Genomic DNA, 18410 nt, shown 5'->3' on the forward strand with positions numbered 1-18410 from the left:
GGTTTTCCGCCTCAAGCTGCCGGATTCGCTGCTGCTCAGCCGTCAGCGGCTTGCCCTCGCCGGCGCCGCCAGCACGCTCCGCATCGTACTGCGCCACCCAGCGGCGCACGGCTGTCTCAACAAGGTCCATCGACCGGCACACTTCGCTGACCGATAGCCCTTGGTCTCGCACCATCCGTACTACTTCCAGCTTGAAGCTGGCGTCAAATTGTCGGCGCCTTCTTGTCATCTTGCTCTTTTCCTCCTCGATTCAGGATTGTCCTCCTATCGACCTGTCCGAGGAAATTAGACCACTACAGAATGACAGCGCTGGGTTGCCCTCGTCTTCCCTGTGCTACACGTATGACCGAGCGCAGGTCGCAAACCATATTCTCGAAACAGCCTGCCTGAAGCCAGCGTTGCGTCTGCTGGTACACCAATTCCCACGGTGGAAAGTCATTCGGTAGCATGCGCCAGGGAGCCCCCGCACGGGCTATCCAGCGCAATGCATTAAACATCTCACGCAGGTCATACTTGCGCTGCGGCGCGCTTGCATCCATCAACATCAGATACGGCGCCGCGAAGCTCCATTCTTCGTCGGACACATCAGTCGGGTAGCCTTTGCGGTTTGCTCTTCTCATTCCGCCAGGATACCAGGTCCCAACGAAAGTTCCTAACACGCTCTAAGGCCGGAAGCTGGCGGAAAGACTGGCTGAAGCCTTCCACGGCACGGGTGAAGAAATGCATCTCCATCTTCATCGACAATGTGCCGCTTCCGCCATCGCGACATCAATGCAGCAGAGAACATTCTCGCGGCAGGACGTCGCCCGTCTTGCAGAAGGAATTCCGGTGCTTACCACGCCATGCGCGGCAGCCTCAGGCCGGGGGGGAGGAAATCGACGGTGTTCTCGGTACCCCGTGCTGAGGGACCTTCGGCGGCGGAGCTCGTTTGCGGTCTATGCGAGATTAAAGGACGTATATAATGCCCGCAAAGATCGATCCGAACAGGACCCACTTGACTGCGTAGTAGGTGGGTCGATTCCAAGCCTTGATCCGCTTTCCCAATCGACGGATTGCATAAATATATTTGAACACACGGTTCAGAAAACCGGTACGGTCGCCGGTTTCGTTCGGAGACGTGGCGGCGCGGAGCACCACGTTCGAGAATGCCCTGTTGAATGCAGCGGCCCAGCGATAACGCATCGGACGTTCAATATCGCAGAAGAGGACGATGCGCGAAATTGCGGTTTCGTTTTTTGCGTAATGAATATAGGTTTCGTCGAACATGACCTCCTCACCGTCGCGCCAGTAATATTTCTCTCCGTCAACCTCGATATAGCAACTGGGACTGGAGGCGGTGACGAGTCCGAGATGGTAACGAATGGATCCGGCGTACGGGTCACGATGTCTAACGAGGCTCGCGCCAGGTGGTAACTGAGCAAACATCGCTGCTCTTACGGTCGGAATCTCCTGTAGCAAACGTGTCGTCACTGGACAAAGCGCCAATGCAGATGGATGCGGATTGTCGTACCACTTCAAATAGAACCGGCGCCATCCGGTCTTGAAGAATGAGTTAAATCCGATATCGCCGTAGTTTTCTGCAGCCGCGATTTTCTGTGCTGCGTCGACCGCCATCGCCTCATCCCGGATAGTCTTCCAGTTTGCTTTGAGCGGCGCTAGTTCGGGAAAGCTGGATGCGTCAATATACGCGCCTCGCTTCAGCGTCGAGAATAGGTAGAAGACGGCATTAACCGGCGCTAAAAACGTCGAATGGTCCGATATTTGACGCCAGAACGCGAAGCGTACCTTACCTCGCATGGCCACATAGGAAGCGCTAGCAACAAGCCAGAACAAAAACAACACGCGCACCGTACACCCCTAAATAATTCGCCAAGATAACTCGATCGGCAGACGTTTGCTTCCGGCACCACGTCGTGTGTGCGACCGTACCGGAATTCTGTCTTAATGGTGAGGCGGTTCGTGCCGGGTCTGTCGCGCCGTCCTTGCGTCACCGAAGGTCAGAGCGACAAGAAATACCCGAGCGAAAACCAAAGGGGGCAACATGTCGATGGAGTGCACCGGCGTGTCACGAAAGGCTGCCGCGCATTAGCCGATCGAAAAATATATCTGTGTCTTTCTTCGTTTCCCTCGATGACCAGCGGCGACACGCAAGCGCTCCGACGCAGACAACGAGTTCATGTCATTTTAAATGATGTGGAATCTGAAACGCTGCATCCTTCGGTATACGTGGCTGATACGTGAGCATCTTTGGCATGGTCACGTGGGTCGTTGCGGACAAGGGCGTTCCCGAGCCTTGAATGATCGATGTATCGCTAGCACGAAGCGAGCGAGCGAAGGCGGCGGGAACTAAAGAAGGGCGCTGCATAGACGCCCGGTTCGAAAATGATGTTCACAGTCCGTGTCTTTGGCTTCGGGTCGAAAGAAGTACCCGGCGCGGTACGGCGCGAGTTTGCCGATTGATACCGGGGAGGACGCCGATCGAGACCATCGCAGGCTGGATCTGCGTTTCACTTTCAGACGATCGCGACTTTCGGTGAACAGTTTGCTGTGCGTCGCAATCGGGTCCGTTGACTCCTCGGCTGTGAGCCGACTTTTCGAAGGTGTCGCGTGATCCTGTGCAACGTGAGCGCGAACTCGGAGGCATACTCACGCATATTGCTTGCATACTCAAGCGCCGTTGCACCTCTACGTCTTTCGGCGGGAAACTATATCTGTTGACCAACACACGAGGAGCAGCGCCATGAGAATTGCCGGTGTCTTGCGCGTCGCCTTGGCAGGATTGTCCATGACGGTCGCTGTTACTACCTACGGGCAGGCGGATACGCGCTTACCGTACAAAGGGACGACCGCGGCTGTTGTCGACGGCAAGGGGAATATGCACGTGCCCGCGGATTACCGGACCACTTATCAGATGCTGGGCAGTTGGGCGATCGCCGCAGACAATGGCCCGGGCTCAAAGCAATTGCACGTGGTCTACGCATCTCCGGGAACCATCGCCGCGTACCGCAAGGACGGACATTTTCCGGATGGCACTGTTCTCGTGAAGGAAGTGTACAAGACGAACACGAAGCCAATGACGACCGGAACGGTAAGCAGTGCCGGCACCCTTTCGGGCTGGTTCGTGATGGTTAAAGATGACGTCGGTCGCTTTCCGGAAAACAAGCTTTGGGGCGATGGATGGGGTTGGTCCTGGTTTGATGCAACCGATCCGAAGAAGACTACATCCACGGACTATAAGAAAGACTGTCAGTCGTGTCACATACCAGCGCAAGCGTCAGACTGGATATACACCACGGGTTATCCGCCCCTAAGTCGATAAGGTGGCCACGGCCTCGATGAAGTGTCGGTTGAGCCGCTGCGCTAGTTTGAGCATTTTGGGAAAGCGAGGATCACGGCGAGGTGCTGATTGTCCTTCGCGTTCGAAAATTTTCGTGGCGCCGGACATGAGGCGTCGAATGGTTTTCGATGCAACATTTTCGACGAAATACCGAGGAGGTAAATCACATGAAGGCAATCATTGTGACGGACCAGGCTGCCGGCACGGCCGGCATGAAGCTCGCCGAGCGGCCGGAGCCAGAGGCAGGGATAAACGACGTCGTCGTTCAGGTCCATGCGTCGGGGTTCACTTGGGATGAACTGACGTGGCCGTCGACCTGGACCGATCGTCAAGGCCGTGACCGGACGCCATCGATTCCCGGGCAAGAGTTGGCAGGCGTAGTCACCGCTCTTGGCTATGGCACAAGAGGATTATCGGTCGGACAGCGGGTGTTCGGCCTTACGGACTCGTATCGCAGCGGTAGCTTGGCCGAGTATGTGGCGATCGAGGCACGCAATCTCGCGCCGCTGCCAGGCGACGTCGACTTCGCGGTTGGCGCGAGCGTCGCGATGCCCGGCCTGACCGCGTGGCAGGGACTGTTTGATCACGGTCGACTCCAGGCAGGGCAAAGCGTTCTCGTGCATGGCGCTGCCGGCGCGGTCGGTTCGATGGTAACCCAGCTCGCACGAGAGGCAGGCGCCCATGTCATTGGCACAGGACGCGCTGCGCACCGTCAGACGGCACTCGAGTTCGGCGCGCAAGAGTTTATCGATCTTGAGAACGACGACCTGAAAGATGTCGGTGCAGTGGATCTGGTTTTCGATGTGTTCGGTGGCGACATCGGAAAGCGGTCCGCTAGTGTGATTCGAGCCGGAGGAACGCTGGTGACAATCGCCGGACCGGCCGAGGCGCGACCTGTGGACGGCCTCGCAATCGACTTCGTTGTCGTATCCGATCGCTCCCAGCTGAGCGAAGTCGTCCGGCGAGTACGTGAGGGACGGTTACGTACGCATATCGGGAAAGTCTCTAACCTCGAGGACGCTGTTGTCGCGCTCAACCCGGCTGAGAAAACCAACGGGAAGACGATCATCCGAATTCGTCCGTGACCGATACGCGGCCGTCCCTGTGACGTTTCCAGTAAAGAGGCACGCAACCATGGAGAGAATCCACATGAAGGCGATTGTAGCAACAGACCAGACTGCAGGATTGGCCGGATTGAAGCTTGTCGAGCGACCGGAGCCGTCGGCAGGGATAAACGACGTTGTCGTTCAGATTCATGCGTCCGGGTTCGTCCCCACTGAGATGACGTGGCCCTCGACCTGGACCGATCGCAGCGACCGCGACCGGAAACCATCGATTCCAGGCCACGAGCTGGCTGGAGTGGTCACCGCTCTCGGCTACGGAACGACGGGGCTGTCTGTGGGCCAGCGGGTGTTCGGCCTCGCAGACTGGTACCGTGACGGTACCTTGGCCGAGTATGTGGCGATCGAGGCGCGCAACCTCGCGCCGCTGCCCGGTGATGTCGACTTTACAGTGGGCGCGAGCCTGCCGATCTCGGGACTGACCGCCTGGCAAGGGCTGTTTCAACACGGTCGCCTTCAGGCAGGCCAGCGCGTGCTCGCTCACGGTGCCGCTGGGGCAGTCGGCACGATGGTGACGCAACTTGCACGAGAGGCCGGCGCGTATGTCATTGGTACAGGGCGCGCCACCGACCGTCAGAAGGCGCTCGACTTTGGCTCGCAAGAGTTTGTCGACCTCGATAGCGATACGTTGGAGGACGTCGGTGCAGTCGATCTGGTGTTCGATGTTATCGGTGGCGATATCGGGAAACGATCCGCAGGCTTGGTTCGAGCCGGAGGGACACTGGTGTCCGTTGTCGGGCCGTCCGAGGCGCGTCCTGCGAACGGGCGTGCGATAGATTTTGTTGTTGAGTCCGATCGTGCCCAACTGCGCGAGATTGTCCAGCGGGTGCGGGACGGACGACTACGGACGAACATCGGCGAAATCTCGACTCTCGACGATGCCGTCGCGGCCTTGAACCCGACCAAACGACGTGAAGGGAAGACGGTTATCCGCATTCGGCAGTGAGAGGTCGGTACAGCGCGTGGTCGCCGATACAAGTAACTATTTGCTTGCTCGACCGAGCGCTCCCGCTTTCCCGGGAATAAGTTTCCGCGAACACGTCAACAGTGTTGACTCCCGCCCTCGGGATGAACTGGACCGAGTCAATCCAATCTATGGCGAAAGTCACCCTCGGCCATGTGGTGCCCGAGTGTCCCGGTAGAGAGCTGCGCTACCACTTTAATTACGCTCCACCGTTGGTTCATCAAATAGCGACGGCACGGAGAGCGAGCGCCACAACGATATCTCGATCAGATCAAGGAGGTTTAACATGCATCAGCGTGCTGTACTTGCTGGCGGATGCTTCTGGGGAATGCAGGACCTGATCCGCAAGCTTCCCGGTGTTGTCTCGACTCGCGTCGGTTATACCGGGGGCGACATTTTGAACGCGACCTACCGCAATCATGGCACTCATGCGGAGGGGATCGAGATTGTCTTCGATACAACGCAGACGAGCTACCGACGCATCCTGGAGTACTTTTTTCAAATCCACGATCCGACAACACTGGACCGTCAAGGTAACGATGTCGGAACAAGTTACCGTTCGGCGATCTTCTATACGACCGACGAACAGAAAAAGGTGGCGCTGGAGACGATTGCCGACGTGGAAGCGTCGGGCCGGTGGCCGGGCAGCGTTGTGACTGAGCTTGAGCCTGTCGGAGACTTTTGGGAAGCTGAGCCAGAACATCAGGACTATCTTGAGAAGCAGCCGGGAGGGTATACCTGTCACTTTCCCCGTCCCAACTGGGTCCTTCCGAAGAGAGAAACGGTAGGCGAATCCGCGAAAACTTCTACCCATGCAGGCGCGGATAATCGGTCTTAGGTGCGGTATGTCATGCAAGAACTTTGCGTCTGGCCAGATGGCAGTTTTCGCACTGGGCGCCCGTTGCTCAACGCGGTGGGTCTCGGTTGCGAACGAAACCAACGCCGGTTGTTCAATGACGTGAGCTTCGGCCTCGCGGCCGGTGACATGTTGCGCATCATAGGTCCCAACGGCAGCGGAAAAAGCAGCCTGCTGCGTCTGCTATGCGGATTGGCACGGCCGGCCGAGGGGCATGTCGAGCTGTTCGGCGAAGCCCTTGCCGGGCAGCCGGGGGCCCTCGCTTCCCGGCTGCTATGGATAGGGCATGCCCCAGGCGTGAAGGCACTCTTGACCGTTGAGGAAAACCTGTCATGGCTGGCCGCATTGCACGGGCGCGATGCGATCGTCGCCGTAGAGCGGGCGATTGTCGCGGTGGGCTTGCGCGGCTTTGAGGATACGCGCTGCCATGCTCTGTCGGCGGGCCAGCAGCGTCGGGTCGCGTTGGCGCGCCTGTACCTACCCGGTGCGCCAATGCTGTGGCTACTGGATGAACCGTTCGCGGCGCTGGACAGGGCAGGCACAGCGCAACTTGAAGCGCATCTGGCAATGCACTGTGAGCGCGGCGGCACGGTGGTGCTGACTACGCACCACGAACTGACCCGACGGACGCAAGCTTACGCTGTCCTTGATCTCGGGCAGTACGCGACGTGAGCATGGTTGTGATCTCCTTACTCGGCCGCGAGTTGCGTCTGTTATGTCGCCAGCCCGGGGACGTTGTTAACCCCTTGGTGTTTTTCTCCGTTGTCATCGCGCTCTTTCCGCCGGCGCTGGGGGCGCAATCGCAGTTTCTGCAAAAAGCCGCGCCGGGACTAGTGTGGGTCGCGGCGCTTCTGGCCATGCTGCTTTCGCTAGACGGCCTGTTTCGTGCCGATTTCGAAGACGGCTCGCTGGAGCAATGGATGCTTTCACCACACCCGATGTTCGTGCTGGTACTGGTAAAAGTGGCCGCGCACTGGATTTGCAGCGGTCTGGCGATGGTGGCGGTGGCCCCTCTCCTGGCCCTGACGCTCGGCCTCCCGGCCCATTGCTTTGTTGCGCTGCTGCTTTCCCTGTTACTGGGCACGCCTGTGCTCATCCTGCTCGGTGCGATCGGCGCGGCGCTCACCGTTGGCTTGCGTCGAGGAGGGTTGTTACTGGGCCTGCTAATTTTGCCGCTGTACGTCCCGGTGCTGATCCTCGGTAGCGGTACTCTGCAAGCTGCGTTGCAGGGCCTGCCCATTGCGGGGTACCTGCTGTGGTTGTCGTGTCTTGCCGTGCTGGCAATCACTTTGGCGCCGTTTGCGATTGGCGCGGCGCTTTCCATCAGTGTCGCCGAATGACCCACTACCTGCGGTGCGGACGCGACAACCCCTCAAGAGCAACTCGAATGAACTGGACCTGGCTACACAAATGGGGCTCGCCAAAACTGTTCTACTCGATGAGTGGCAGGTGTCTGCCATGGCTCGCATCTGCCAGCGCACTGTTGCTCGTGATCGGCCTGTCATGGGGGCTGGCGTTTGCGCCCGCAGACTACCAGCAGGGCGACAGCTTCCGCATTATGTACATCCACGTGCCGGCGGCGCTGCTTGCTCAATCGATCTACGTCATGTTGGCGACAGCCGGGGTCATCGGAGCGATATGGAAAATAAAACTGGCGGACGTCGCACTGCAACAGGCGGCCCCCATCGGCGCCTGGATGACATTCATCGCGCTGAGCACTGGGGCGATCTGGGGCAAGCCGACCTGGGGCACTTACTGGGTATGGGACGCGCGCCTGACCTCCATGCTCATCCTGCTGTTCCTGTATCTGGGTGTCATCGCGCTGGGTCAGGCGATCACCAATCGCGATAATGCTGCACGTGCCTGCGCGGTGCTATCCGTGGTCGGCGTCGTCAACATTCCCATCATCAAGTTTTCTGTCGAATGGTGGAACACCCTGCACCAGCCAGCCAGCTTCTCGCTTACGCGTGCGCCGGCCATGCCGCCGCAGATGTGGCTGCCATTGTTATTAACCGTGCTGGGGTTCTATTGCTTCTTCGGAGCGGTACTGTTCGAGCGTATGCGCCTGGAAGTGCTGCGGCGTGAGGCCGGCAGCCGTTGGGCCGATGCTGAGGTCGCCCGGCTTCTGGAGAATCGGACATGATCGCATTTGCATCGTTCGCTGATTTTGTCGTCATGGGTGGTCACGGCGCCTACGTCTGGAGTGGCTATGGTTTATGCCTCGCGCTGTTGGCATTGAACGTGGTGCTACCTTTGCTGGCGCGCCGTCGGTACCTGAATAATCTCGCGCGCAGCCGACGCCGAGAGGCTTTGCAATGACGCCCTCACGCAAGAAGCGACTGTACTGGATGCTAGCCCTGCTCTGTGGCGTGAGCGCGGCCGCGGCGTTTGCAATGGCGGCGTTGCGTCAAAACATCAATCTGTTTTACACCCCGAGCCAGATCGCGGCCGGCGAGGCGCCGCGCGGCACGCGCATTCGCGCCGGCGGTCTGGTTGAGGCCGGTTCGCTGAAACGCATGCCAGGCTCACTCGCGCTGCGATTCATCGTGACGGACGGCGAGGGCAGCATCCTCGTGCGCTACGAGGGCATCCTGCCCGACCTTTTCCGCGAGGGCCAAGGCATTGTCGCCCTGGGCCGCATCGAGCCCGACGGCTCACTCCACGCTGATGAAGTCCTTGCCAAGCATGACGAGAAATACATGCCGCCTGAAGCGATGGGTGCGCTGAAGAAAATCGGTGCGAGCAGCCAGCTTCCGCGCGGCATGCAGGAGTCGTATCGATGATCCCTGAACTCGGACTATTAGCCCTGATCCTGGCGCTATGCCTCGCGCTGATACAAGCAAGCGTCCCGTTAGCAGGTGCCTGGCGCGGCGATCAGCGCTGGATGGCGCTGGCGAAGCCGGCCGCGTGGGGACAGCTCGCGTTCTTGATGTTCAGCTTCGCGTGCCTCGCGCACGCGTTCCTGACCGACGATTTCTCGGTTGCGTATGTTGCGCAAAATTCCAACAGTGCGCTGCCCTGGTACTACAAGTTGAGCGGAATCTGGGGTGCGCATGAGGGCTCGTTGCTCCTATGGGCCTTGATACTGGCGGGATGGACAACTGCCGTCTCGCTCGGCGCACGCCAACTGCCGGAGGCGATGCTGGCGCGAGTGCTGGCCGTGATGGGCATGATTAGCACTGGTTTTCTGCTATTTTTGATCGGCACCTCCAACCCGTTTGCGCGCTTGCTACCCAATGTCCCAGTCGATGGCCGGGATCTCAATCCTGTGTTGCAGGACGTCGGCCTGATCGTCCATCCGCCCATACTGTATATGGGCTATGTTGGCTTCTCGGTCGCATTCGCCTTCGCCATTGCGGCCCTGCTGGATGGCAAGCTAGACGCCGCTTGGGCACGCTGGTCTCGCCCCTGGACAAACGTGGCCTGGGCATGTCTCGGCGTGGGGATCGCCGTAGGGTCATGGTGGGCTTACTCTGAACTCGGGTGGGGTGGTTGGTGGTTCTGGGATCCCGTCGAAAACGCGTCGTTGATGCCCTGGCTAATGGGCGCGGCTCTGATCCACTCCCTGGCAGTAACCGAGAAACGGGGCGCATTCAAGAACTGGACTGTGCTACTGGCGATCGCCGCGTTCTCGCTCAGCTTGCTCGGCACCTTCCTGGTCCGGTCGGGTGTATTGACCTCCGTGCACGCGTTCGCCACGGACCCGGCGCGCGGCGTGTTCGTACTCGCGTTTCTTTTGGCGGTGGTGGGCGGGTCGCTTGCGCTATTTGCTCTCCGCGCGCCAATGGTCAAGAGCCACGTAGGCTTCGGGATCTGGTCGCGTGAGACGCTGCTGCTTGTCAACAACCTGCTGCTGTCGGTGGCGGCGGCCGCGATCCTGCTCGGCACGCTCTACCCGATGGTTCTCGACGCGCTTACTGGCGCGAAGCTGTCGGTCGGCCCACCTTACTTCAATTCCATGTTCGTGCCGCTGATGGCGCTGCTGATGGCGACCACCGCGGTTGGCATGTTCACGCGCTGGAAAGGCACGCCGGTGCGCTGGCTAGCGCGAATGCTTATGCCAGTGCTGGCGGCGAGCCTGATGCTCGCGTTGATCGCCGCTACCTTGCACGCCCGGTCGCGTTGGGCGGCGGCAGGAGGCGGCTTGCTGGCCGCCTGGATCGTATTCGCGGGCTTACGTGACGTGCTGGACAAAACGCGTAGCAAGGGACTGCTCAAGGGCCTGCCGACGCTCGGCCGCAGCTATTGGGCCATGCAACTGGCTCATCTGGGCTTCGCTGTGTGCGCTTTGGGCGCCGTGCTGACAAGTGTCTGCAGCGTTGACCAGGATCTGCGCATGACGTCAGGAAAAGCCATCGAAGTGGGCGGCTACCACTTTGTATTCGAAGGCACGACGCAGATCCAGGGGCCAAATTATGTTGCCGATCGCGGCAGTGTACGGGTCCTTCGAAACGGGCGTGAGGTTGCCATTCTGCATCCGGAAAAACGCGTCTACCAGGTCCAACGGACTCCCATGACCGAGGCCGCAATCGACGCGGGCTTCACCAGAGACCTGTTCGTAGCCTTGGGCGAACCGCTGGCCGACGGCGCCTGGGCGGTGCGGGTGCAGATCAAACCTTTCGTTCGCTGGATCTGGCTAGGTGCGCTGCTGATGGCGTTGGGCGGCTCCCTGGCGGCGACAGACCGGCGCTATCGCGCCAAGTCGGCCAGGTCGGCTCCGCAGACACACATTCGCGGAGCGCGAACATGAAACGGTCGCCGTTGCTGTTGCCGTTGGCAGTGTTTCTCCTCATCGCGGGCCTTCTGTATCGCGGGCTGTTCCTCGATCCAACTCGCGTGCCGTCCGTGCTTATCGGGAAACCTTTTCCCGTTTTCGCGCTTTCGGCTCTCGACCAGCCGTCGCGCACGCTGACACGCAAGGACATTACGGGAAGACCGGCGCTGGTAAACATCTGGGCGTCATGGTGCTCGTCCTGCCGACAGGAGCGCCCGGTGTTGAGAAGACTGGCGTCTCGAGGCGTAGTCATCTACGGTGTCAATTACAAGGACGACCGGTCCGCGGCGCGGCGCTGGCTGGGTACATCGGACAATCCGTACTTGGTGGACATTGAGGATGCTGTCGGATCCTTAGGGGTGGACCTCGGCGTTTATGGTGCACCCGAGACGTTTGTCATCGATGCTCAAGGCGTCATCCGCGACAAGTATGTCGGAATCATCGACGAGGACGTTTGGCGGAAGAAACTTGGCCCGGTTTATACCAAGCTGTTGCAGGAGGCCGGGCCATGAAGCGCCTTATCGCTGTGATTTCGTTAGGGCTCGGCGTGCTCAGTGGCAGCTACGCCGCCATCGATCCCCGTGACTTTCCTGACGACAGCCAGCGTGAACGCTATCACGAACTGGCCGTCGGGCTGCGCTGCCCCAAGTGTCAGAACCAGAGCATCGCGGAATCGGATTCACCCATCGCCAACGATTTGCGTGGCGAGATTCATCGCATGCTGCGCGAAGGCCGAAGCGACGAACAAATCATTGACTTCATGGTCGCGCGCTATGGCGATTTCGTGTTGTACGACCCACCGCTTTCCCGCCGCACGGCACTGCTCTGGCTTGGCCCTGCAGCACTGCTGCTGGCTGGAGGTGCGATCGTTGCCGTTATCGTCGCAAACCGGTGTCGATCGCGCCCGGCAACAGCAAGTCCATTGACGGACGGTGAGCAGCGTCGCTTGGTGGGTCTGCTCGGAGACGCGGACCCATCCATTGGACAAGATCTATGATCGCTTTCTGGCTCTACGCAGGACTGTTGTTCGCAGCAGCTCTAAGCTTCATCCTGGTACCCCAGTTGCGCCTCCCTCGCAGGCGCGTCGATGCCGATCGCACCCGCCTGAATGTCAGCCTATATCGCGAACGTCTGCACGAATTGCAAGAGCAGCTCTGCGTTGGCGCGCTCGATGCGGCACAGCTGGATATCGGACGCGCGGAGGCTGCGCGTGAACTGCTGGACGACACGCAGCGTGCGAAGCATGCCGTTGAATTCCCCTTGGGCAGAACTATTCCGCTGGCGGCGGCGCTATCAACGCCGTTGTTGGCGCTGGCGCTGTATCTGCACTGGGGGGCGCTTGATCAACTTAAGCTCATGCGCCAACGCTCCGCTGCGCAAAATGTCGAGAAAATAGCTATGCGGCAGGAAGCAGCATCACTAGCTGCTACGTCTGATTCGGCCGATGGTTGGTCATCGTTGGGTCGCGCCTACATGGCACAAGGGCGGATGTCCGACGCGGCCCGGGCGTTCGAGCGCGCAGCCGCGCTAGCAGGACGGCCGCCGGAACTGCTGGGTCAGTGGGCGGAGGCCGAATATTTCGCGGGTGGCCGCCAATGGACTCCCACGCTGGAGGCAGTCACTGATGAGGCCCTCGCCAGGAACCCCCGAGAGGCAGTGAGCCTAAGGTTAGCAGGCATAGCCGCGTTTCAAGCCGGTCGATACAGTGACGCTGTTGGCTACTGGGAACGTCTCGCGGCCACACTGCCTGCGGGGGACGTAAGCCGCGCCTCGATTGCCAAAGACATTGCTCGCGCCCGCGATTTGGCGAAGTAGCGACGCTTCTTAAACGGCTTGATCAGGTTGGTACGGACAGAGACTGACGTTGTTTCCTTGTTCGCGCCCCAATGCAAAAGTCAGGCATTGCGCGGCACTGGCGCCTTCATGTTGAAAGCGACCAGGAGCCAGCATAGGACAAGAAACGAGCACGCGTAGAACACCGCGCTTGCGCCGACGTGTTTGAGCAGCCACCCGCCCACCACCCCGCCAAGCGCAAGACCGATCGACTGGGTGGTGTTGTAGACGCCCGTTGCTGCCCCTTTGCGGTTGCCCGGCGCGAGCTTCGACACCAGCGAGGGCTGCACGGCTTCGAGAATATTGAAACCAAGGAAATACACGAACAGTAGCACCACCAACGTTGCTATGGTATGCGCGAGCAAGCCGAGCATAAACTGACCAATGAGGACGAGTCCAACAGCCGAGACGACCACCGACTTCATCATGCGTCGCTTTTCGGCGGCAATGACAGCGGGCACCATCAGGACAAACGAAAGGCCCATAACCGGCAGATAGATCTGCCAGTGCGACGCAACTGGGAGGCCCGCGTCCGCGAGCAGGCGCGGGACGACCAGAAAGAGCGCGGTCTGAGTAGCATGCAGCACGAGTACGCCGAAGTTAAGGCGCAGCAGCTCTGTATTGCGCAGAACTTCGGCGAACGGCGCTCGCACGTGCACAGGCATAGGCATAGGCGCATCTGGCACGATCCATAGCACAACGGCCACCGCAAGAATTGAGAATGTGCCGACCAGCGCGAAGAGGCCGCCCATACCTAGCCAGTGGAACACGATGGGCGCGCCGACGATCGCCACGGCGAATGACATGCCAATTGACCCACCCACCATAGCCATGGCCTTGGTGCGGTGCGCTTCGGAGGTAAGGTCGGCGATGAATGCGAGTACTGCCGAGGAAATAGCACCCATGCCCTGAATTATCCGGCCAACGATGACCCACGTGATGTCGTGCGCGAAGCTCGCCACGAAGCTGCCGACGGCAAAGATCACGAGGCCTGTGATGATCACGGGCTTTCGGCCCAACTTGTCAGAAAGCCAGCCATACAAAATGTACAGGAGCGACTGTGTAACGCCGTAGGCGCCGAGAGTGATGCCTACGAGCAGCGCATTGTCACCACCGGCGATACTTTTCGCATATATCGAAAACACGGGCATGATCATGAATAGGCCCAACATGCGCAGGGCGAATATCGCGGCGAGCGAGAGAGTTGCGCGCAATTCCGGTGCGCTCATTCGTGAATGGGAAATCGATGATGTGGAGGAGGTGTGCATGTGGATCAATCAAAAAAGGCTGTGCTGGCGCTGGCCGGTGTTGGCATTGGCTCGTCGTCGGGAAGCGCGCCATGCTTCAGGTGCGCTTAGAGCACAACGGTACTTGTAACCGGGTCCGGGCCCATCGACTGTGGGATAGCGCGGAACGGAAATGGCGACCTTTTCACCAAAAGTCGCATGGGCCGATAGGGACGAAAAGAGCGGTTCACCGGCACTATAACCACGTACACGTCCGCGTCATTGCTGTTCCTGAAATCGTTAAGAAAGCACTGTTCAGTGCCACTTTGCTGGATTACCCGATACTTCTCACGAGTAAGTCGTGCGATTGCCGCAGCTGTATTCTTGTACCAGTTCATAGTGTCAAGCCGCGCATTACATGGCGGCTATGCTTGAAAGGTCGAGGGCAACGCTCTGCTGTACTCTAAGACGTTCTCGAAGGAAGTGAAAACATACTTAGGTATTTAAACGATATTCGCCAGATTGCGCTACGTGAACTTCGCGAGTGCCTTTTGGCAACCACGATTCTTGTGAGAAGTTTGCGAAGCAACCTTCGTATATGAGGCGAGGCGATTGGGTTGCCCAGTCTGCACCCAAGGCAAACGTCGAACTTCGTTACCGGTTGACGTCCTCCCCGGCCCTCAGCCTTTGGCTGCCGCACTATGCTCGGAAAGAACGGAAATTCCTTCCACAAAACCGCGACGTCCCGCCGCGAGAATGGACGTCGAGCACAAATTTCGCAACCCCTGTTCTGGCGAGCATCGACGCGTTCCGGACGGCTGCCAACCGCCAGAGGTTGTATATTCCGGCATGAAGCGTTGAGTAGTATTCGTCCGCGACGCCTTTCTAAACCATGCTTTGTTCATGTGATGACCAGAATGACTGCATTTGCAAGAACCGCCCAGGCAGTGCGCGTGCGCCGGAGTAAGGCAGCGCTGTTACCTATAGCTCGTGCCGAAGCGGACCGTGTCAGTCTGCAGGTGCACGTCGCACTTGATGCTATGCGACGAAAAAGGGGCAATCTTGATGCCGCGCGTACGCTATGCCAAGTGATGATCGTGACTGGTCTGCTCATCGAAGCGGGCTATGGCGACGCAACGTTCGAACAAATGAAGGAAGCCGAAAGCATTCTTTTCGCGGCATTCGATCGCGGTCGACACTCCGACGTATGGATGCTCGAGGAAGAAGAATTCTGGCATTTCGCTACCATTGTCACAACATACGACTCTCAAATGCGTCGCGCACCACTCGCGGCAATCATCGAAGCTGGTCACCGTTTGGAGCGGTTTCGCGCCGGAGAATCGTTTGATCAGATGGCCTACAGGCGCGCTTGATGCTCCCAAGCCTCGAGCAGTAGCTTGTGAGAGATCTTTGGCTTATAGCGTCGATTGTTCGATCGCGACTTGTAACTCACCAGACAGACTCCTTGCGGCAGGGTGAGGTGTCCGAGCTCGAATACCTCATATTTGAGAGGCTTCCGTCGGTACTTGCCACTCGCGAACGCTTCAAGATTTTTCGTCGAGAATTGCAGGCGAGGTTCAAACCGGGATTCGTGCTCGCGTCTGCGCCTTGCGGATGGAGGGGAGACTTGTTGCTGCTCGATTACAAGAATCGTTCTAATGTGAGGTTGCTGGGCCTCGACCTGGACAAGAACGCGCTCGATGGAGCATATAAATTAGCCAATGAACGCGGCCTTGCTCGACAGGTAGAGCTGCGCCATGCTGACGCGTGGGAGGCGGACCTTAATGCTGAAGTGGACATACTGACAAGCGATGGTCATATATATGAAACAGACAACGAGCGCGTGGTCAGCTCGACGCACTAAAACACGGTGGTCAGCTTTTTACGAGTTTTTTGACACCGCCATCAACGAACAACTCGAGCACGTTGGTTTCAGAGATGTCACTTTTGTGAACGACCGAGCCTGCATGTCCCCTATTGTTTTTACTAAAAAACCGTCTTGACCTCCCTCCACCCTTGGCCTATCGCTACCGTGAGGGACGGAATTCTTCTGGAAGACGGCGACATTTCTCTGTGAAAATGTTCGCCGCCGCCTTGATATCGCGATGACGGAGCGCTAGCTTGAAATTCGCGATGCGTGATCGCGAGCGCACGGCAAGCCGGAACTTTGAGGTTGAAGCACACCCTTTTCCTCCAGCGAATCCGCTGCCACGCCATACTGTCCCGTGTCGTAGGTCGGTATCTGCTTTTTCGACATAAATGTCAAGGCTGTGCCGCGATTCTGGTTCAGTCTTGACGGGCCATCAAGGTCATCGCCCGCGGTCGATGGCATCGGCTATGAAGCCGATGCCGTTTCAGTGCGGTAGAGTGTGAACTGCACGCCATGAACTTAATGGATCATGGAATAGGCTCACATTAAGCGGATAGAAGACGCTGCTCCATAGCTAAATATTCACTGCTTCGTCGAAAACTCCAGATCATCTTTCGCGGCGATAATTTCGACATCAACTAACTTGCTCGATGGGTCAAGATGAGGCACTATCAAGAGAGTCGATGCCGGTCTTGCGCCTTTAAGATATTTCTCTCGGATCGCCGAGTACAAAGGTATATGTTCTTCAAATTTGAGATACTGCGTCACTTTAACGATATCGTGCGCTGTCATTCCTGATTTCTCGAGTGCGTCGACCGTGCTTCTCCATATACTCTCGCTCTGCTCTTCTATGCTTGTACAGATCCGCTTCGAGGAGAGAAGATTCGCGTTGCCTGACATCATCAACCATCGAAGTTTGGGTCGGGTGGTGGGGTTGTTATCACTTGGTTTTATCTTCGAAGAGGTGGGAGACCCAAGTGCAGAATAACGCATAGATTGCTCCATGGTTTAATGAAGTTGAAGGTTTTCACCGGCTCGAACGTCGATAGGCTCGCGGAAACGGAATCGGTGAAAGCGCGTCGAGAAATTTCGATCTGTGGCTAGAGACTGTTCGCCATGAGAATGGCTAGTTTGCAATGTAAAGCTGGCTATAGTGGCAGGGTGGTGTTCCAGTCGCGCGCTTCGGATACGGCAAGCCTTTTCGTCGACGTGCCTGACGTTCTCCGTGGACGCCGCGGAATCGCGGACAGTACCGATATCATCAGGTTGAACCGTCAGGTCTGTTGTCGCTGCAATGCGCGACGATAACGATGTGACGCAGTCGGGAAGATTGCATTTCGCCAAACCACGCGCCGGCATTTTTAGCCCAAGGCTCGGTTGCCGGCGCTGAGCCGCTTCTTTTTGGAGCAGCCTGAGAGATGTCTGCTGCGGGCTCGAGGCGCGTCTGATTCTATTTGCGCGAGTTTCGATAGAGCTACTTGCAGTCGTGCGGCCGGGTTGCGGCGTTCAATGTGAAATACCATGAGGATGCCTTTCGACATATGAGAAATGAACTCTTGTGTACGTGCCGCATCGTTAGTGGGCGGGTAACGAATTCAGGTGACGGAATACAGTGTCATGTTTTCCCGACTCGCTATTAAATGTTCAAAGCGCCATATGTTCAACCTGAACGAAGTATCGAAACAGATACATCCGTATATGTCTCGCAACATCTTACGGAGAGGCGATGCGACTTGCCTGAAGGATTTGCAACAGTAACGGTTGATCTGAACAACCACAACCTGACCGCGACGTCTTGAAACCATTGCCACGGAAGATCTGAATAGGAGATATCTCATGCGAGCTATTATCTATTGGCCAAACGGCGGCGGAGCAGGGCGTCGTAGTAGCAAACGCAGGCTTTACGGCTTACTGAAGCTTTGTGTGGAGGCGGGTTTTGCGGCATCGAAGTCATCGCGGACCTCGGAAATGGGCTGAATTGGCGCAAGAAGCGCCGCGTCGTGGTGAAGGAGGACTGGCTGTTGCGCTTTGGCAGCGAACTGTTCTTCCGGATCTGCGAGGTCTTTCAGGTCGAGGTCATTGTCCTCAATGCCGTTCCAGATGCCAGCCGCGAACAGTAACTCAGTGAGGTAAGCCACCGGCTCTGCCGGTGGACTCACCAAGGTTTGACCTTTACGACGGTCGGCGCGAATTTCCTGTCTCTGCCAAGAGAAGGAGATTCACGATGAAAGAGTATCAGAGCCTGAGCCACACGAGATGGGACTGCAAGTATCACGTGGTGTTCATCCCGAAGCGGCGCAAGAAGCAGATATTCGGCGCGTTGCGTCGGCAGCTCGGAGAGATATTTCATGAGCTGGCGTCCCACAAGGAATCGAAAATTGTCGAAGGGCACCTGATGGGGGATCACGTTCACATGTGTTTGAGCATTC

Annotated in this window: 21 protein-coding genes and 1 pseudogene; 16 read left to right on the plus strand and 6 right to left on the minus strand. The window is 58.2% G+C overall.

Annotated features, from left to right (window positions below; genetic code table 11):
• From GCT13_RS43065 to GCT13_RS43075, 3 genes and pseudogenes are all read right to left on the minus strand, one after another.
• Nucleotides 1-229, minus strand: a 229-nt coding sequence (locus tag GCT13_RS43065; protein WP_152767860.1) for a transposase, incomplete at its 3' end; no start/stop codon positions are given.
• Between the two features lie 67 nt (nucleotides 230-296).
• A pseudogene (locus tag GCT13_RS43070) lies at nucleotides 297-620 on the minus strand (transposase); the annotation flags it as partial.
• Between the two features lie 325 nt (nucleotides 621-945).
• Nucleotides 946-1848, minus strand: a complete 903-nt coding sequence (locus tag GCT13_RS43075) for an aspartyl/asparaginyl beta-hydroxylase domain-containing protein (RefSeq protein ID WP_321575003.1) — start codon at nucleotides 1846-1848, stop codon at nucleotides 946-948.
• Between the two features lie 892 nt (nucleotides 1849-2740).
• Between GCT13_RS43075 and GCT13_RS43080 the strand changes: the two genes are divergently transcribed.
• From GCT13_RS43080 to ccmI, 13 genes are all read left to right on the plus strand, one after another.
• On the plus strand, nucleotides 2741-3319 hold the full coding sequence (locus GCT13_RS43080; RefSeq protein ID WP_152767861.1) for a cytochrome P460 family protein: 579 nt from the start codon (nucleotides 2741-2743) through the stop codon (nucleotides 3317-3319).
• A gap of 185 nt (nucleotides 3320-3504) precedes the next feature.
• Nucleotides 3505-4422: an NADP-dependent oxidoreductase gene (locus GCT13_RS43085; RefSeq protein ID WP_152767862.1), complete on the plus strand. Its 918-nt coding sequence runs from the start codon at nucleotides 3505-3507 to the stop codon at nucleotides 4420-4422.
• 64 nt (nucleotides 4423-4486) lie between these two features.
• A complete protein-coding gene (locus GCT13_RS43090) occupies nucleotides 4487-5404 on the plus strand; it encodes an NADP-dependent oxidoreductase (protein ID WP_152767863.1) in 918 nt (305 codons plus the stop codon).
• A 304-nt stretch (nucleotides 5405-5708) separates the two neighbouring features.
• Nucleotides 5709-6260: a peptide-methionine (S)-S-oxide reductase MsrA gene (msrA, locus tag GCT13_RS43095; protein ID WP_152767864.1), complete on the plus strand. Its 552-nt coding sequence runs from the start codon at nucleotides 5709-5711 to the stop codon at nucleotides 6258-6260.
• Nucleotides 6261-6272: 12 nt separating this feature from the next.
• A complete protein-coding gene (gene ccmA, locus GCT13_RS43100; protein WP_152767865.1) occupies nucleotides 6273-6950 on the plus strand; it encodes a cytochrome c biogenesis heme-transporting ATPase CcmA in 678 nt (225 codons plus the stop codon).
• A gap of 2 nt (nucleotides 6951-6952) precedes the next feature.
• Nucleotides 6953-7618, plus strand: a complete 666-nt coding sequence (gene ccmB, locus GCT13_RS43105) for a heme exporter protein CcmB (RefSeq protein ID WP_152767866.1) — start codon at nucleotides 6953-6955, stop codon at nucleotides 7616-7618.
• Between the two features lie 47 nt (nucleotides 7619-7665).
• Nucleotides 7666-8421 (plus strand): heme ABC transporter permease, encoded by a 756-nt coding sequence (locus GCT13_RS43110; RefSeq protein ID WP_152767867.1) that lies wholly within the window; start codon nucleotides 7666-7668, stop codon nucleotides 8419-8421.
• The gene (ccmD, locus tag GCT13_RS43115; protein WP_152767868.1) at nucleotides 8418-8597 is read left to right on the plus strand and encodes a heme exporter protein CcmD; all 180 of its coding nucleotides are present in this window, start codon (nucleotides 8418-8420) and stop codon (nucleotides 8595-8597) included. The genes GCT13_RS43110 and ccmD overlap by 4 nt, the downstream gene beginning before the upstream one ends.
• Nucleotides 8594-9061, plus strand: coding sequence for a cytochrome c maturation protein CcmE (gene ccmE / locus GCT13_RS43120; RefSeq protein ID WP_152767869.1), 468 nt, complete (start codon nucleotides 8594-8596; stop codon nucleotides 9059-9061). Before ccmD ends, ccmE begins: the two co-directional genes overlap by 4 nt.
• Nucleotides 9058-11028 carry a heme lyase CcmF/NrfE family subunit gene (locus GCT13_RS43125; protein WP_152767870.1) on the plus strand — a complete coding sequence of 657 codons (1971 nt, stop codon included), beginning with the start codon at nucleotides 9058-9060 and terminating at the stop codon, nucleotides 11026-11028. Before ccmE ends, GCT13_RS43125 begins: the two co-directional genes overlap by 4 nt.
• Nucleotides 11025-11564 carry a DsbE family thiol:disulfide interchange protein gene (locus tag GCT13_RS43130; protein ID WP_152767871.1) on the plus strand — a complete coding sequence of 180 codons (540 nt, stop codon included), beginning with the start codon at nucleotides 11025-11027 and terminating at the stop codon, nucleotides 11562-11564. The genes GCT13_RS43125 and GCT13_RS43130 overlap by 4 nt, the downstream gene beginning before the upstream one ends.
• Nucleotides 11561-12049, plus strand: coding sequence for a cytochrome c-type biogenesis protein (locus GCT13_RS43135; RefSeq protein ID WP_152767872.1), 489 nt, complete (start codon nucleotides 11561-11563; stop codon nucleotides 12047-12049). The genes GCT13_RS43130 and GCT13_RS43135 overlap by 4 nt, the downstream gene beginning before the upstream one ends.
• Nucleotides 12046-12867 (plus strand): c-type cytochrome biogenesis protein CcmI, encoded by an 822-nt coding sequence (gene ccmI / locus GCT13_RS43140; RefSeq protein ID WP_152767873.1) that lies wholly within the window; start codon nucleotides 12046-12048, stop codon nucleotides 12865-12867. The genes GCT13_RS43135 and ccmI overlap by 4 nt, the downstream gene beginning before the upstream one ends.
• Nucleotides 12868-12947: 80 nt before the next feature.
• Here the strand turns inward: ccmI and GCT13_RS43145 are convergent, their stop codons facing one another.
• Nucleotides 12948-14114, minus strand: coding sequence for an MFS transporter (locus GCT13_RS43145; RefSeq protein WP_152767874.1), 1167 nt, complete (start codon nucleotides 14112-14114; stop codon nucleotides 12948-12950).
• 914 nt (nucleotides 14115-15028) lie between these two features.
• Between GCT13_RS43145 and GCT13_RS43150 the strand changes: the two genes are divergently transcribed.
• Nucleotides 15029-15484, plus strand: coding sequence for a hypothetical protein (locus GCT13_RS43150; protein ID WP_407670949.1), 456 nt, complete (start codon nucleotides 15029-15031; stop codon nucleotides 15482-15484).
• Nucleotides 15485-15738: 254 nt separating this feature from the next.
• On the plus strand, nucleotides 15739-15975 hold the full coding sequence (locus GCT13_RS43155) for a hypothetical protein (RefSeq protein ID WP_152767876.1): 237 nt from the start codon (nucleotides 15739-15741) through the stop codon (nucleotides 15973-15975).
• A 588-nt stretch (nucleotides 15976-16563) separates the two neighbouring features.
• On the opposite strand, the gene GCT13_RS43160 is transcribed toward GCT13_RS43155, so the two are convergent.
• Nucleotides 16564-16974, minus strand: coding sequence for a RidA family protein (locus GCT13_RS43160; RefSeq protein WP_193727927.1), 411 nt, complete (start codon nucleotides 16972-16974; stop codon nucleotides 16564-16566).
• Nucleotides 16975-17882: 908 nt separating this feature from the next.
• A complete protein-coding gene (locus GCT13_RS43165; protein WP_152767878.1) occupies nucleotides 17883-18119 on the minus strand; it encodes a hypothetical protein in 237 nt (78 codons plus the stop codon).
• Between the two features lie 86 nt (nucleotides 18120-18205).
• Here GCT13_RS43165 and tnpA point away from each other — a divergent pair.
• On the plus strand, nucleotides 18206-18410 hold a 205-nt coding region (gene tnpA / locus GCT13_RS43170; protein ID WP_152767879.1), incomplete at its 3' end, for an IS200/IS605 family transposase.

Origin of the sequence: Paraburkholderia franconis, assembly GCF_009362735.1 — a bacterium.
GTDB classification, from domain to species: domain Bacteria; phylum Pseudomonadota; class Gammaproteobacteria; order Burkholderiales; family Burkholderiaceae; genus Paraburkholderia; species Paraburkholderia franconis.

Bases quoted from the DNA above. Each gene is read 5' to 3' on its own strand.
- ccmD (WP_152767868.1), top strand. From the start codon at position 8,418: ATGATCGCATTTGCATCGTTCGCTGATTTTGTCGTCATGGGTGGTCAC.
- GCT13_RS43080 (WP_152767861.1), top strand. From the start codon at position 2,741: ATGAGAATTGCCGGTGTCTTGCGCGTCGCCTTGGCAGGATTGTCCATG.
- msrA (WP_152767864.1), top strand. From the start codon at position 5,709: ATGCATCAGCGTGCTGTACTTGCTGGCGGATGCTTCTGGGGAATGCAG.
- ccmE (WP_152767869.1), top strand. From the start codon at position 8,594: ATGACGCCCTCACGCAAGAAGCGACTGTACTGGATGCTAGCCCTGCTC.
- ccmA (WP_152767865.1), top strand. From the start codon at position 6,273: ATGCAAGAACTTTGCGTCTGGCCAGATGGCAGTTTTCGCACTGGGCGC.
- GCT13_RS43090 (WP_152767863.1), top strand. From the start codon at position 4,487: ATGAAGGCGATTGTAGCAACAGACCAGACTGCAGGATTGGCCGGATTG.
- GCT13_RS43150 (WP_407670949.1), top strand. From the start codon at position 15,029: ATGACTGCATTTGCAAGAACCGCCCAGGCAGTGCGCGTGCGCCGGAGT.
- ccmB (WP_152767866.1), top strand. From the start codon at position 6,953: ATGGTTGTGATCTCCTTACTCGGCCGCGAGTTGCGTCTGTTATGTCGC.
- GCT13_RS43085 (WP_152767862.1), top strand. From the start codon at position 3,505: ATGAAGGCAATCATTGTGACGGACCAGGCTGCCGGCACGGCCGGCATG.
- GCT13_RS43145 (WP_152767874.1), bottom strand. From the start codon at position 14,114: ATGAGCGCACCGGAATTGCGCGCAACTCTCTCGCTCGCCGCGATATTC.
- ccmI (WP_152767873.1), top strand. From the start codon at position 12,046: ATGATCGCTTTCTGGCTCTACGCAGGACTGTTGTTCGCAGCAGCTCTA.
- GCT13_RS43125 (WP_152767870.1), top strand. From the start codon at position 9,058: ATGATCCCTGAACTCGGACTATTAGCCCTGATCCTGGCGCTATGCCTC.
- GCT13_RS43135 (WP_152767872.1), top strand. From the start codon at position 11,561: ATGAAGCGCCTTATCGCTGTGATTTCGTTAGGGCTCGGCGTGCTCAGT.
- GCT13_RS43110 (WP_152767867.1), top strand. From the start codon at position 7,666: ATGAACTGGACCTGGCTACACAAATGGGGCTCGCCAAAACTGTTCTAC.
- GCT13_RS43160 (WP_193727927.1), bottom strand. From the start codon at position 16,974: ATGCGTTATTCTGCACTTGGGTCTCCCACCTCTTCGAAGATAAAACCA.
- GCT13_RS43130 (WP_152767871.1), top strand. From the start codon at position 11,025: ATGAAACGGTCGCCGTTGCTGTTGCCGTTGGCAGTGTTTCTCCTCATC.